Origin of the sequence: Pseudonocardia oceani, assembly GCF_019263585.2 — a bacterium.
In the GTDB taxonomy this organism is placed as follows: Bacteria; Actinomycetota; Actinomycetes; order Mycobacteriales; family Pseudonocardiaceae; genus Pseudonocardia; species Pseudonocardia oceani.
The window spans coordinates 2,117,697-2,131,367 of record NZ_JADQDF010000001.1 but is presented as its reverse complement, the minus strand read 5'-3'; the positions used below and the strand labels follow the sequence as shown (position 1 = coordinate 2,131,367).

The 13,671-nt window shown below is 73.3% G+C and carries 11 protein-coding genes; all 11 read left to right on the top strand.

The genetic code is table 11. The features are described from left to right. Nucleotides 1-11: 11 nt before the first annotated feature. The 11 genes from I4I82_RS10585 to I4I82_RS10535 all read left to right on the top strand — a co-directional run bounded on the left by I4I82_RS10585 (nucleotide 12) and on the right by I4I82_RS10535 (nucleotide 13,637). Entirely contained in the window at nucleotides 12-1,436 is a 1,425-nt protein-coding gene (locus I4I82_RS10585; protein ID WP_225921358.1) for a cytochrome ubiquinol oxidase subunit I, read from the top strand. Then, nucleotides 1,433-2,467 (top strand): cytochrome d ubiquinol oxidase subunit II, encoded by a 1,035-nt coding sequence (cydB, locus tag I4I82_RS10580; protein WP_218592804.1) that lies wholly within the window; start codon nucleotides 1,433-1,435, stop codon nucleotides 2,465-2,467. The genes I4I82_RS10585 and cydB overlap by 4 nt, the downstream gene beginning before the upstream one ends. Next, nucleotides 2,467-4,092 (top strand): thiol reductant ABC exporter subunit CydD, encoded by a 1,626-nt coding sequence (gene cydD / locus I4I82_RS10575; protein ID WP_218592803.1) that lies wholly within the window; start codon nucleotides 2,467-2,469, stop codon nucleotides 4,090-4,092. The genes cydB and cydD overlap by 1 nt, the downstream gene beginning before the upstream one ends. After that, on the top strand, nucleotides 4,089-5,699 hold the full coding sequence (cydC, locus tag I4I82_RS10570; RefSeq protein ID WP_218592802.1) for a thiol reductant ABC exporter subunit CydC: 1,611 nt from the start codon (nucleotides 4,089-4,091) through the stop codon (nucleotides 5,697-5,699). The genes cydD and cydC overlap by 4 nt, the downstream gene beginning before the upstream one ends. A gap of 247 nt (nucleotides 5,700-5,946) precedes the next feature. Next, nucleotides 5,947-6,312 carry an NADH-quinone oxidoreductase subunit A gene (locus tag I4I82_RS10565; RefSeq protein ID WP_218592801.1) on the top strand — a complete coding sequence of 122 codons (366 nt, stop codon included), beginning with the start codon at nucleotides 5,947-5,949 and terminating at the stop codon, nucleotides 6,310-6,312. Nucleotide 6,313: 1 nt separating this feature from the next. Then, nucleotides 6,314-6,913 carry a NuoB/complex I 20 kDa subunit family protein gene (locus I4I82_RS10560; protein ID WP_218592800.1) on the top strand — a complete coding sequence of 200 codons (600 nt, stop codon included), beginning with the start codon at nucleotides 6,314-6,316 and terminating at the stop codon, nucleotides 6,911-6,913. A gap of 2 nt (nucleotides 6,914-6,915) precedes the next feature. Continuing rightward, complete coding sequence (locus I4I82_RS10555) at nucleotides 6,916-7,788, top strand: NADH-quinone oxidoreductase subunit C (protein ID WP_218592799.1); 873 nt, start codon at nucleotides 6,916-6,918, stop codon at nucleotides 7,786-7,788. Beyond that, nucleotides 7,785-9,095, top strand: coding sequence for an NADH-quinone oxidoreductase subunit D (locus tag I4I82_RS10550; RefSeq protein WP_218592798.1), 1,311 nt, complete (start codon nucleotides 7,785-7,787; stop codon nucleotides 9,093-9,095). The genes I4I82_RS10555 and I4I82_RS10550 overlap by 4 nt, the downstream gene beginning before the upstream one ends. Then, a complete protein-coding gene (nuoE, locus tag I4I82_RS10545; RefSeq protein WP_218592797.1) occupies nucleotides 9,092-9,886 on the top strand; it encodes an NADH-quinone oxidoreductase subunit NuoE in 795 nt (264 codons plus the stop codon). The genes I4I82_RS10550 and nuoE overlap by 4 nt, the downstream gene beginning before the upstream one ends. Continuing rightward, nucleotides 9,883-11,190: an NADH-quinone oxidoreductase subunit NuoF gene (nuoF, locus tag I4I82_RS10540; protein ID WP_218595658.1), complete on the top strand. Its 1,308-nt coding sequence runs from the start codon at nucleotides 9,883-9,885 to the stop codon at nucleotides 11,188-11,190. Before nuoE ends, nuoF begins: the two co-directional genes overlap by 4 nt. After that, nucleotides 11,187-13,637, top strand: coding sequence for an NADH-quinone oxidoreductase subunit G (locus tag I4I82_RS10535; protein ID WP_218590436.1), 2,451 nt, complete (start codon nucleotides 11,187-11,189; stop codon nucleotides 13,635-13,637). The genes nuoF and I4I82_RS10535 overlap by 4 nt, the downstream gene beginning before the upstream one ends. Nucleotides 13,638-13,671: the final 34 nt, after the last annotated feature.

Here is a 13,671-nt window from a genome sequence, read left to right as displayed (position 1 = left end):
CGCCCGTCGTGATGACGGCGACCGTGGTGGACCTGTCCCGGTTCCAGTTCGCGACGACCAGCATCTTCCACTTCTTCTTCGTCTCGCTGACGGTCGGCCTGGCGTTCCTCATCGCGGTGATGGAGACCTTCGCCTACCTGCACCGCAAGCGCGGCAGGGCCGACACCTACGACCGGATGACGAACTTCTTCGGGCACCTGTTCCTCATCAACTTCGCGGTCGGCGTCGTGACGGGGATCGTGCAGGAGTTCCAGTTCGGCATGAACTGGAGCGACTTCTCCTACTTCGTCGGCAACATCTTCGGCGTCCCGCTGGCGCTCGAGGTGCTCATGGCGTTCTTCCTGGAGAGCACGTTCATCGGGCTGTGGTGGTTCGGCAAGGACCGGCTGAAGCCGTGGATGCGCCTGGGCAGCATCTGGCTCGTCGCCATCGGCACACAGGTCAGCGCGTTCTGGATCGTGCTGGCCAACGCCTGGATGCACCACCCCGTCGGCTACGAGGTGGTCGGCGGGCAGGCGGTGCTCACCAGCTTCAGCGAGGTGGTGTTCAACTACAAGGCCTGGCTGTACTTCGCCCACGTGCAGGGCAGCGCGTGGACGGTGGCCGCATTCTTCGTGCTGGCCATCAGCGCGTTCCACCTGCTGCGCCGCCGCGACGTCGAGGTGTTCTCGCCGGCGCTGCGCATCGCGCTGGTGTTCGCCGCGATCGGCACCGTGTTCTCCGCGGCGAGCGGGCACAGCGCGGCGCAGTACGCGCGCGACGACCAGCCGATGAAGTTCGCCGCCATGGAGGCCCAGTGGGAGGACGCGCCCGCGCCCGCGCCGTGGTCGCTGGTCGCCGACATCAACGAGGCGGAGCGTCGCAACGACGTGAGCGTCGAGGTCCCCTACGTCGGCTCGATCCTCGCCGAGAACAACCTCGACGCCGGCTACGAGGGCATGATCGGGCTCAACGAGCGCTACAAGGAGATGTACGGCCCGGGTGAGTACATCCCGCCCGTCACCTGGGTCTACTGGTCGTTCCGGATCATGGTGGGGATCGGGTCGCTGCTGCTGCTGGCCGCGTTCACCGGCCTGTTCCTGTGGTGGCGGGGCCGGCTGGACTCCCGCTGGTACCTGCGATCCCTGGTGTACCTGGTGCCGCTGCCGTGGATCGCGAACTTCACCGGCTGGATCACCACGGAGATGGGGCGCCAGCCGTTCATGGTCTACGGCCTGCTCACCGTGGACGAGGGGGTCAGCGCGAACACCACGGGCGAGGTGCTCGCCGGGCTGGTCGGGCTGTGGGTGGTGTACCTGGCGCTGATCGGCCTCGACATCTTCCTGCTGACGACCACCGCCCGCGCCGGCGTGCACCGCCGTCCGGCCGCGGAGATGGCCTCGGCCCCGGCCCCCGACTGGACCTCGCCGCAGCATTACGGCAAGGAGGACCGGTGAACCTCGCGGACCTGTGGTTCTGGCTGCTCGCCGCCACGTTCGTCCTGTACTTCTTCCTCGAGGGCTTCGACTTCGGCGTCGACATGCTCCGCCCGGTGCTGGCCCGCACCGAGGCCGAGGAACGCGCCCTGACCGGCACGATCGGCCCGTTCTGGGACGGCAACGAGGTGTGGGTGCTCGCCGCGGCCGGGATCATGTTCTCGACGTTCCCGATCTGGTACGGCGCGCTGTTCAGCGGCATGTACCCGCTGTTCGTGCTGATCCTGCTGTCGCTGCTGCTGCGCGGGGTGTCGTTCGAGTACCGCAACCAGGTCGACCAGCAGCGCTGGCGCGACGTGTGGGACTGGCTGTCCTTCGCCGGCAGCGCGATCCCGTCGTTCCTCTGGGGCGTGATCCTCGCTAAGATCATCGAGGGGCTCCCGCTCACCGCCGACGTCGAGGTGATCGGCGGTATCGGCGACCTGTTCACCTCGTTCTCCCTGGTCGGGGGCGCGGCCACGCTGCTGCTGTTCGTGCTGCACGGCGCGAACTTCCTGCTGCTGCGTCTGCACGTCGACACCGACCTGCACGCCCGCGCCCGCACCGCGGCGCTGCGCTCCGGCGCGCTCGCGACCGTCGCGATCCTGGCGTTCGTCGTGATGGGTTACGTGACCGAGGGACTGTTCGCGAGCTTCGGCGTGCTGCCCTGGGTGTTCCCGCTCGCGGCCGCGGCGACGCTGGCGACCATCTGGTTCGCGCTGGTCCGGCGCCGCGACGCCCTCGCGTTCGTGATGAGCGGGCTGACGATCGTGTTCTCGACCGTCACGGTGTTCCTCGCCCTGTTCACGCGCGGGATCGTGCTCCCCTCCACGCTCGACCCCGCCGCGAGCCTCACCCTGGCGGGATCGGCGAGCCAGCACTACACGCTGGTGCTGATGACGGTCGTCGGGGCGATCTTCCTGCCGCTGATCATCGGCTACCAGGCCTGGAACTACTACGTGTTCCGCGAGCGGATCCGCCCCGACGAGGGCAGCCTCGCCGCGGGCTACTGATGCGCCGCCTGCTGTGCCTGCCCGCGGTCCGCCGGCTCGTCCCGGCCTGCGCGCTGCTCGCCGTCACGACCGCGGTGCTGCTGGTCGTCCAGTGGTCGCTCGTCGCGGCCGTCGTCGCGGGGGTGGTCGCAGGCGGCGCGCCCGCCGACCACCTCGCGCCGCTGCTCGGCGCGCTCGCCGCGTGGCTCGCCCGGGCCGGGCTGGTGGCCGCGCGCGACCGGCTCGCCGCGCGGGCCTCGTCGCGGGTGCGCCGGCAGGTGCGCGCCGACCTGGTGCGCGGGCTGCTGCGCCGCGGGCCGGACGCGGTGACCGACGAGCGCGCGGGGGAGCTGGTCACGACCCTCACCGGGGGCGTCGCCATGCTCGACGCCCTCGTGGCCCGGGCCGTGCCGGGGGCGGTCACCGCGGCCGTCGTGCCACCGCTGCTGGCCGCCGTCGTCCTCGTGACCGACCCGCCGAGCGGGCTGCTGCTGCTGGTGGGCGGGCCGCTCGTCGGGGTGTTCCTGTGGCTGGTCGGCACGCGGGCGCAACGGTCGTCGCAGGCGCAGTGGGAGACCCTCGGCCGGCTCGGCGCCCTGCTCGTCGACACGCTGCGGGTGCTGCCCACGCTCGTCGCCTTCGGGCGGGCCCGGAGCGCGGGCCGGTGGCTGACCGAGGTGGGGGAGAACTACCGCGCCGCCACGATGCGGGTGCTGCGCACCGCGTTCCTCTCGGGGTTCGTGCTGGAGTTCGGGGCGGCGCTGTGCACCGCGCTCGTGGCCGTCACGGTGGGGGTGCGGGTCTTCGGGGGCGCCCTCGGCTTCGAGGTCGCGCTGCTGGTCCTGCTGCTCACGCCGGAGTTCTTCGCGCCGCTGCGCGCGCTGGGCGCCGACCACCACGCCGCGCTGGAGGGCCGGCCCGCCGCCGAGCGGGTCGTCGCGCTGCTGGACGCGCCGGAGCCGGCGCGGGGCACGGGGACCGTCGGCCCGGGCGTGCCGCACGTGGCGCTGCGCGGGATCGTGCTGCGCCGCGCGGGCCTCGACGGCCTCGACCTGGACCTGCCGCCCGGCTCCCGCACGGCGCTGGTCGGCCCCAGCGGGGCGGGGAAGTCCAGCGTCGCCCGGCTCCTGCTCGGGCTCACCGCGCCCGACGCGGGGGAGGTGCTCGTCGACGGCGTGCCGCTCACCGCGCTCGACCCGGACGCGTGGCGCGCCCGCGTCGCCTACGTGCCCGAGCGGCCGTGGCTGCTGCCCGGGACGGTGGCCGACAACGTGCGGGTCGGCCGGGCCGGCGCCACCGACGCCGAGGTCGCCGAGGCGCTGCGGCGCGCGGACGCCGACGGGTTCGTCGCCGCCCTGCCCCGCGGCGCCGACACACCGCTCGGCGAGGACGCCGCCCGGCTCTCGGGCGGCGAGCGGCTGCGCATCGCGCTCGCCCGCGCGTTCGTCAAGGACGCGGCGGTGATCGTCCTCGACGAACCGACCTCGCAGCTCGACCCCGGAACCGAGGCCGCCGTGCTGGCCGCGCTCGACGACCTCGCCGCCGGACGCACCGTGCTGACGGTGACCCACCGCAGCGCCCCACTCGCCCTGCACGACCGGGTGGTCGAGCTCGTCGGCGGCCGGGTGCGGGAGCCGGTCCGGTGACGGCGCTGCTGCGGCTGGTGGCGCCGGGACGGCTGGCCGCGGCGGTCGTCCTCGGCACCCTGACGGTGCTGAGCGGCGCGGCGCTGCTCGCGACGTCCGGTGCGCTGATCAGCGGCGCGGCCCGGCGGCCCGAGACCCTGTTCGTGCTCCTGCCGCTGATCACCGCGGTCCGCCTGTTCAGCGTGGCCCGTGCGGCGCTGCGCTACGCCGAGCGGCTCGTGTCCCACGACCTCACGCTGCGGCTGGTCGCGCGGCTGCGCGCCGGACTGCTGGAGCGCCTCGTCCCGCTCGCCCCCGCCGCGCTCACCGGCGCCCGCGGCGGCGCCCTGCTCGCCCGCATCCGCACCGACGTCGACGAGCTGCAGGGGGTGGTCGTCCGGCTCGTCGGGCCCGCCCTGGTCGCCGTGCTCGCCGGGACCACCGCCGTCGGACTCACGGCGCTGGTGTCGCCGCCCCTGGCGCTCGTCCTCGCCGTGCTGCTGCTGGTCCTCGGCGCCGGGGTGCCCGCGTGGTCGCGGGCGGCGGGTCGCCGCCCCGCCGTCGAGGCGGCGCAGGCCGACGCGGCCTTCGGCAGCGACGCGCTCGACCTGGTCCGCGGCCTCGCCGACCACGTGAGCGGCGACGGCGGCGCGGGCGCGCTGCGCGCCCTCGACGCGCACCTCGACCGCCAGGAGCGGGCCGAGCGGGCCGCCGCGCGGGTCACGGCCGTCACGACCGCGCTGCGCGAGGGGGTGCCCGCGCTCGGGGTCGTCGCGGCGCTGTGGCTGGTGGGGTGGGACGTCGCCACCGGCTCGACGTCACCGGTGCTGCTGGCCGCGGCGGCCCTCGGGGTGCTCGGCGCGTTCGAGGCGGTCGGCGGGCTCGGCGCCGCGTGGGCCGCCGCCGACGGGGTCCGCGCGGCGGCCGGCCGGGTGCGCGCCCTCGACGCGCGGCGGCCCGCGGTCACCGACCCGGCGGCGCCCCGCCCCCGGCCCGCGCGGTCGGACCTGCGCTTCGAGGGCGTCTCGCTGCGCTACCCCGGTGCGGTCCGCGACGCCGTCAACGACCTGCACCTCACCGTTGCCGAGGGCGAGAAGGTCGCGCTCACCGGCCCGAGCGGCGCGGGCAAGAGCACGGTGCTCGCGCTCGCGCTGCGGGTGCGCGACCCGGACGCCGGCCGGGTGACCCTCGGCGGGACCGACCTGCGCGAGCTCGCCCTGGCCGACGTCCGAGCGGCCTGCGCCTGGGCGCCGCAGACCCCGCAGGTCCTGGGCGGCACCCTCGCGGCGAACCTGCGCGTGGCCCGCGACGGCGCCACCGACGCCGAGCTCGACGCCGCCCTGCGCGAGCTGGGGCTCGACGCGCTGCTCGACCGCACGGGGCTCGACGGCTGGGTCGGCGAGGCGGGTGAGCGCCTGTCTGCCGGGGAGCGCTCGCGCCTCGCGCTGGCCCGCGCCCTGCTCGCGCCGTCACCGGTCCTGCTGCCGGACGAGCCGACCGCGCACCTCGACGCGCCGCTGGCCGTCCGGCTGCTCGACCGGCTGGCCGCCGATCCGCGCACCGTGCTGCTCGTGTCGCACGACCCCGCCCTGCTCGACGGGCGGTGGCGCCGGGTCGCCGTTGGATGACGGCACGAACCGGGCGCGCGCCCGCGTCGGGAGATGTCTAGACTCACCCCGACTTCGTGAAATCCTTCACAAGGAGTCGCAGGACCGCATGCGGACCACCACACGCAGCGGCCGTCGGATTCGGCGACCACGGCGGCGACCAGGCCCGCGTGCGTGCGAGTAAGGCTCACCTGACTGACGTCGGGCGTGCTGCAGCGACCTAGGGTCGCCCGGAATCCAGATCCGTCGACGGCGAGGACTGCGCAGGATGCTCGATCCTTATCTCCCGCTGGTGCTGATGTTCGCCCTGGCCGGTGCGTTCGCGCTGTTCTCGGTGGTGTCCGCGCCCTACATCGGCCCGCGGCGGTACAACCGCGCCAAGCTCGACGCCTACGAGTGCGGCATCGAGCCGTCGCCGCAGCCGGTCGTCGGCGGTGGCCGCATGCCGGTCGCGTACTACCTCACCGCGATGTTGTTCATCCTGTTCGACATCGAGATGGTCTTCCTCTACCCGTTCGCCGTGAGCGCAGACATGCTCGGGCTGTTCGGGTTGGTGGAGATCGTGCTGTTCATCGTCACCGTCGGGTTCGCCTACGTCTACGTGTGGCGCCGCGGCGGCCTGGATTGGAACTGACATGGGTCTCGAAGAGAACCTCCCCAGCGGCGTCCTGCTGACCAGCGTCGAGAAGCTGGTCAACTGGACCCGGAAGTCCTCGCTGTGGCCCGCCACCTTCGGGTTGGCGTGCTGCGCGATCGAGATGATGACGACGGGCGCCCCGCGCTACGACCTCGCGCGCTTCGGCATGGAGGTCTTCCGCGCCTCGCCGCGCCAGGCCGACCTGATGATCGTCGCGGGCCGCGTCAGCAACAAGATGGCCCCGGTCCTGCGCCAGATCTACGACCAGATGCCCGAGCCCCGGTGGGTGCTGGCGATGGGCGTGTGCGCGAGCTCCGGCGGCATGTTCAACAACTACGCCATCGTGCAGGGCGTCGACCACGTCGTCCCCGTCGACATGTACCTCCCGGGCTGCCCGCCGCGCCCGGAGATGCTCATGGACGCGATCCTCAAGATCCACGCCAAGATCATGGACGAGCCGCTGGGTGCCAAGCGCGCCGCGGAGCTCGCCGAGAGCGGCCACAGGACGGAGATGGTCCCGTCGTCGGTGAAGTACGCGCCGAAGGCGAGGAAGTCGGCCGCTCCCACCGCTCCCACCGTGTCCGCGGGAGGCGAGTGAGCATGGCCGACGACACCACCGGTACCTCCAAGGACGACGCCGAGCCCACAGGCGGCGAGCAGTCCTCCGCCGAGGCGAGCGGGCCCGACGCCCAGGCCCAGCGCGCCGCGGGCGGCACGGCACCGACGGCGGGCGAGGAGGAGCAGGCCCCCGCCGACGTCGAGGGCGCCGAGGTCTCCGGCACCGGCGCCACCCCCGAGGGCGGCACGCGCACCGCGGCCCCGGCCTCGCGCGAGCGGCAGGGGATGTTCGGCGTCACGGGGTCGGGCGACACGTCCGGCTTCGGTGGCCTGCGCCTGCCCGGCTACGCGCCGGCTCCGGCCGAGCGGCCCTTCGGCGGCTGGTTCGACGAGTTCGCCGACGACCTCGCGGAGGCGCTCGCCGAGCGCGACGTCCCCCGCGACTCCGTCCAGCAGATCACGATCGACCGCGGCGAGATCACGTTCTACGTGCGGCCCGAGCGGGTCCTCGACATCTGCCGCACCCTGCGCGACGACGAGGGCCTGCGCTTCGAGCTGTGCAGCTCGGTCTCCGGCGTCGACTACGGCGAGGGCGTCCCGCAGCGGCTGCACGTCGCCTACCACCTCACGTCGATGACCTACCGGCGCCGGATCCGCCTGGAGGTCGCGCTCGACGTCGAGGACCCGAGGGTCACCAGCGTCGTCGAGGTCTACCCGACGGCCGACTGGCACGAGCGCGAGTGCTGGGACATGTTCGGCGTGGTCTTCGAGGGCCACCCCGCGCTGACCCGGATCCTCATGCCGGACGACTGGGAGGGGCACCCCCAGCGCAAGGACTACCCGCTCGGCGGGATCCCCGTGGAGTACAAGGGCGCGGAGATCCCGCCCCCGGATGAGAGGCGGTCCTACTCGTGACCACGCCCACGCCCGCCGACGAGCGGATCACGACCGAGGGGCCCGTCTACACCGTCACCGGTGGCGACTGGGACACCCTGCTCGACGAGGACCACGACGACCGCATCGTCATCAACATGGGTCCGCAGCACCCGTCGACGCACGGCGTGCTGCGGCTGGTGCTGGAGCTGGAGGGCGAGACCGTCCAGCAGGCCCGCTCGGTGATCGGGTACCTGCACACCGGCATCGAGAAGAACTGCGAGTACCGCACCTGGACCCAGGGCGTCACGTTCGTGACGCGCATGGACTACCTGGCGCCCATCTTCAACGAGGTCGGCTACTGCCTGGGCGTCGAGAAGCTGCTCGGCATCGAGGCGCCCCGCCGCGCCCAGCAGGCCCGTGTGCTGCTCATGGAGCTCAACCGGATCGGCTCGCACCTCGTGTGCCTGGCCACCGGCGGCATGGAGCTCGGCGCGCTCACCGGCATGACGGCCGGGTTCCGCGAGCGCGAGGAGGTCCTGCACCTGCTGGAGTTCCTCACCGGCCTGCGCATGAACCACGCCTACGTCCGCCCCGGCGGCCTGGCGCAGGACTTCCCGGACGGCTGGGAGGAGAAGGTCACCGAGTTCGTCGCGCTCATGCGGACGCGGCTCCCGGACTACGACAAGCTGCTCACCGGCCAGCCGATCTGGCGCCAGCGGCTGGAGAACGTCGGCTACCTCCCGCTCGACGGCTGCCTCGCGCTCGGCGCCACCGGCCCGATCCTGCGGTCGGCCGGCCTGCCGTGGGACCTGCGCAAGGTCGAGCCGTACTGCGGCTACGAGGAGTACGACTTCGAGGTCCCGGTGCTCACCGAGGCCGACTGCTACGCGCGCTACCGGCTGCGTGTCGCCGAGATGCACGAGTCGCTCAAGATCGTCGAGCAGGCCGTGGCGAAGATGGAGCCCGGCCCGGTCATGGTCGAGGACCGCAAGGTCGCCTGGCCCGCGCAGCTCTCGGTCGGCTCCGACGGCATGGGCAACACCCTCGAGCACGTCCGCAAGATCATGGGCCAGTCGATGGAGTCGCTGATCCACCACTTCAAGCTCGTCACCGAGGGCTTCCACGTCCCGGCCGGGCAGGTCTACACGGCCGTCGAGTCGCCGCGCGGCGAGCTGGGCTTCCACCTCGTCTCCGACGGCGGCACCCGCCCCGTCCGCGTCCACGTGCGCGAGCCCAGCTTCGTGAACCTGCAGACGATGCCGGCGATGAGCGAGGGCGGCATGGTCGCCGACGTCATCGCGGCCGTCGCGTCGATCGACCCCGTCATGGGAGGCGTGGACCGATGACCACCCCCAACCCGGAGACGAACGGCCCGGTGGCCGCTCCCGACGAGGTCGTCTGGGACGCCCCGGCGCCGCAGTCGCCGGTGAGCCCGCGGTTCGACGACCTCACGCGGCAGCGCACCGAGGAGATCATCGCGCAGTACCCGCAGTCGCGGTCGGCGCTGCTCCCGCTGCTGCACCTCGTGCAGTCGGTCGAGGGCCACGTGAGCCAGGACGGCATCCGCTACTGCGCCGACGCGCTGGAGCTCAGCACCGCCGAGGTCTCCGCGGTCGCCACGTTCTACACGATGTACAAGCGCACGCCGTGCGGCGAGCACCTGGTCAGCGTCTGCACCAACACGCTGTGCGCGGTGCTCGGCGGCGACGACATCTACGCCCGCCTGAAGGCCAAGCTCGGGATCGGCCACGAGGAGACCGCGGGGGAGCCCGGCACCACCGGCTCCATCACCCTCGAGCACGCCGAGTGCCTCGCGGCCTGCGACCTCGCACCGGTGCTGCAGGTCAACTACGAGTTCTTCGACAACCAGACCGTCTCCTCCGCCGAGGAGCTGGTCGACGCACTGGCGCGCGGGGAGAAGCCCCAACCCACCCGCGGCGCCCCGATCACCGACTTCCGCTCCGTGGAGCTGGAGCTGGCCGGGGTCTTCACCGACCTGGAGCACACCGTCGAGGGCGCCTCGAGCGCCGTCGAGACCATGCGCGGGGCCCGGCTGGCCACCGACCGGGGCTGGAGCGCCCCGTCGATGCCGGACTCCCCGCCCGCCTTCCCGAGCCTGCCGGAGAAGAAGTCATGACGGACATGCTGACGCCGGTGCTCACCAGACGCTGGCAGTCGCCGCGCTCGTGGTCGCTGGAGACCTACGAGCAGCTGGAGGGCTACCAGGCCCTGCGCACCGCGCTGACCGCCCACCCCGACCAGCTGATCCAGCTCGTCAAGGACTCCGGCCTGCGCGGCCGCGGCGGCGCGGGCTTCCCCACCGGCATGAAGTGGGGCTTCATCCCGCAGGGCCCGACCGGCCCCGGCGCGAAGCCCAAGTACCTCGTGATCAACGCCGACGAGGGCGAGCCGGGCACCTGCAAGGACATCCCGACGATGATGGCCGACCCGCACTCGCTCATCGAGGGTTGCGTCATCACGAGCTTCGCGATCCGCGCGAACTTCTGCGCGATCTACATCCGCGGCGAGGCGCTGCACCCGATCCGCCGTGTGCGCAACGCCGTGAACGAGGCCTACGCCAAGGGTTACCTCGGTAAGGACATCCTCGGGTCGGGTTTCGACCTCGACATCGTCGTGCACGCCGGCGCCGGCGCGTACATCTGCGGCGAGGAGACGGCGCTCCTCGACTCGCTGGAGGGCCGGCGCGGCCAGCCCCGCCTCAAGCCCCCGTTCCCCGCCACCTCCGGTCTCTACGCCTCGCCCACCGTGGTGAACAACGTCGAGACCATCGCCTCGGTTCCCGCCATCGTGCAGGGCGGCGCGGAGTGGTTCCGGTCGATGGGCACCGAGAAGAGCCCCGGCCCGAAGATCTACTCGGTGTCCGGCCACGTCGAGCGCCCCGGCCAGTACGAGGCCCCGCTGGGCATCACGCTGCGTCAGCTCCTCGAGCTCGCGGGCGGCATGAAGGACGGCGTCCCGCTGAAGTTCTGGACGCCCGGCGGCTCGTCCACCCCGCTGTTCACCGCGGAGCACCTCGACGTCCCCCTCGACTTCGAGGGCGCGGCGGCCGCGGGCTCCATGCTCGGCACCACCGCGGTGCAGGTCTTCAACGAGACCGTGTCCGTGCCGTGGGCGGTCATGAAGTGGACCGAGTTCTACAAGCACGAGTCCTGCGGCAAGTGCACCCCGTGCCGCGAGGGCACCTACTGGCTCGTGCAGATCCTGGAGCGGATGGTGGAGGGCCACGGCACCGCCGCCGACGTCGAGACGATGCTCGATATCTGCGACAACATCCTCGGCCGGTCCTTCTGCGCACTCGGTGACGGCGCGACGAGCCCGATCACCAGCGCCATCAAGTACTTCCGCCAGGAGTTCCTGGACCTGTGCGCGGCGCAGCCCGCCGCGCAGGCCGAGCCCGAGCCCGCTGGAGCCATGGCATGACGATCGCCCCGGAGAAGGACACCGCCCCCGTCCCCGACGGGTACGTGCGGCTCACCATCGACGGCCACGTCGTCGACGCCCCCCAGGGCGAGCTGCTCATCCGCACCTGCGAGCGCCTCGGGATCATCGTCCCGCGCTTCTGCGACCACCCCCTGCTCGACCCGGCCGGCGCCTGTCGCCAGTGCCTGGTCGAGGTGGAGATGGGCGGGCGCCCGATGCCCAAGCCGCAGGCCAGCTGCACGATGACCGTGGCCGACGGCATGGTCGTCAAGACCCAGCACACCTCCCCGGTGGCCGAGAAGGCCCAGGCCGGGGTCATGGAGCTGTTGCTCATCAACCACCCGCTCGACTGCCCGATCTGCGACAAGGGCGGCGAGTGCCCCCTGCAGAACCAGGCGATGACGAGCGGGCGCACCGAGTCGCGGTTCGTCGAGACGAAGCGGACGTTCCCCAAGCCGCTCCCGATCTCCACGCAGGTGCTGCTCGACCGCGAGCGCTGCGTGCTCTGCCAGCGCTGCACCCGGTTCTCCGAGGAGATCGCCGGCGACCCGTTCATCGACCTGCTCGAGCGCGGTGCCAACCAGCAGGTCGGCGTGGCGGAGGACAAGCCGTTCCAGAGCTACTTCTCGGGCAACACCATCCAGATCTGCCCGGTCGGCGCGCTCACCAGCGCGGCGTACCGCTTCCGGTCCCGCCCGTTCGACCTCGTCTCCACGATGGGCGTCGACGAGCACTCCTCCAGCGGTGCGGCGCTGCGCATCGACACCCGACGCGGCACCGTCCTGCGGCGCCTGTCGGGCAACGACCCCGAGGTCAACGAGGAGTGGATCGACGACAAGAGCCGCTTCGCGTTCCGCTACCTGTCCTCCGCCGGGCGCATCACGCGCCCGATGGTCCGCGGCGCCGACGGCGTCCTGGCCGAGACGTCGTGGACCGAGGCGCTCGCCGTCGCCGCCCGCGGCCTGGCCGAGGCGAAGGCCGGTGGCATCGGCGTGCTGGCCGGCGGCCGGCTCACCGTCGAGGACGCCTACGCCTACGGCAAGTTCGCCCGCGTCGCCGCCGGCACCAACGACGTCGACTTCCGGGCCCGCCCGCACTCGGCCGAGGAGCTGGAGTTCCTCGCCGCGCACGTCGTCGGGCAGGGCCCCGAGGTGCTGAGCTACACCCGTCTCGAGGCCGCGCCCGCGGTGCTCTGCGTGGCCCTGGAGCCGGAGGAGGAGGCGCCCGTCGTCTTCCTGCGCCTGCGCAAGGCCGCCCGCAAGCACGGGCAGCAGGTGTTCCACCTCGGGCAGTGGACGACCCCCGCCGTCGAGCGCACCTCGCGCGAGACCGGCGCGGCGTCGCCCGCGGCCAAGGACAACCTGATCCCGGCCGTGCCCGGGGCCGAGGCCGCGGTGCTGGGCGAGCTGCCCGACGCCGTGATCGAGGCCCTGCGGGGTGGCGGCGTGATCCTCGTCGGCGAGCGCGCCGCCGAGGTGCCCGGCCTGTACTCCGCGGTCTCGGCGCTGGCCGCCCGCACCGGCGCCGTCGTCGGCTGGGTGCCGCGCCGCGCCGGTGAACGCGGTGCGCTGGAGGCCGGCGCGGTCCCCACGCTGCTGCCGGGCGGCCGCCCGGTCGGCGACGCCACCGCGCGCGCGGAGGTCGAGGCGGCCTGGGCCCTCCCGTCCGGTTCGCTACCGTCGCTCCCCGGCCGCGGCACCGCCGAGATCCTCGCCGCGGCCGCCGACGGCGAGCTCGCCGCGCTGGTCGTCGGCGGGCTCGACCCCTACGACCTGGCCGACCCCGCCGCCGCGATCACCGGGCTGCGCGAGGTCGGGTTCCTGGTGAGCCTGGAGATGCACGTCTCCGCGGTCACCGAGCTCGCCGACGTCGTCCTCCCCGTGGCCCCCGACGCGCACCGCGCCGGCAGCTACGTCAACTGGGAGGGCCGGGTCCGCGGCTTCGACCCGGCGCTCGACGCGTCCGGCGTGCTCCCCGACTGCCGCGTGCTCGACACGCTGGCCGTCGAGATGGACGCCGACCTGTTCACCCAGACCCCGGCCGCGGCCGCGGGCGAGATGGCCCGCCTCGGTGCCCGTACCGGAGCCGCGCCCGCCGCGCCCGCGACGGCACCGGGGGAGCCCCGGCGCCCCACCGCTCCCGGGCAGGCCGTCCTGGCCACCTGGCGCGCGCTGATCGACGGCTCCAGCCTCGCGGTCGACGAGCCGGCGCTGGCCGGCACGGCGCGCCCGGCGCTGGTGCGGGTCAACGCGGCCACCGCGGACCGCCTCGGGCTCACCGAGGGCGCCCCGGCGACCGTCCGCACCACCCGCGGCATGATCACGCTGCCGGTGGCGCTGACCGACCTGCCCGACGGCGTCGTCTGGCTGCCGGGCAACTCCGGTGACTCCCGGGTGCGCGCGCTGCTCGGCGCCGGCCACGGCGACCTCGTGGAGGTGACCGCGTGATCACGACCTACCTGGCCCAGGAGCCGGAGCCGGT

Bases quoted from the DNA above. Each gene is read 5' to 3' on its own strand.
- I4I82_RS10565 (WP_218592801.1), top strand. From the start codon at position 5,947: ATGCTCGATCCTTATCTCCCGCTGGTGCTGATGTTCGCCCTGGCCGGT.
- cydD (WP_218592803.1), top strand. From the start codon at position 2,467: ATGCGCCGCCTGCTGTGCCTGCCCGCGGTCCGCCGGCTCGTCCCGGCC.
- I4I82_RS10535 (WP_218590436.1), top strand. From the start codon at position 11,187: ATGACGATCGCCCCGGAGAAGGACACCGCCCCCGTCCCCGACGGGTAC.
- I4I82_RS10585 (WP_225921358.1), top strand. From the start codon at position 12: ATGACGGCGACCGTGGTGGACCTGTCCCGGTTCCAGTTCGCGACGACC.
- nuoF (WP_218595658.1), top strand. From the start codon at position 9,883: ATGACGGACATGCTGACGCCGGTGCTCACCAGACGCTGGCAGTCGCCG.
- I4I82_RS10555 (WP_218592799.1), top strand. From the start codon at position 6,916: ATGGCCGACGACACCACCGGTACCTCCAAGGACGACGCCGAGCCCACA.
- nuoE (WP_218592797.1), top strand. From the start codon at position 9,092: ATGACCACCCCCAACCCGGAGACGAACGGCCCGGTGGCCGCTCCCGAC.
- I4I82_RS10560 (WP_218592800.1), top strand. From the start codon at position 6,314: ATGGGTCTCGAAGAGAACCTCCCCAGCGGCGTCCTGCTGACCAGCGTC.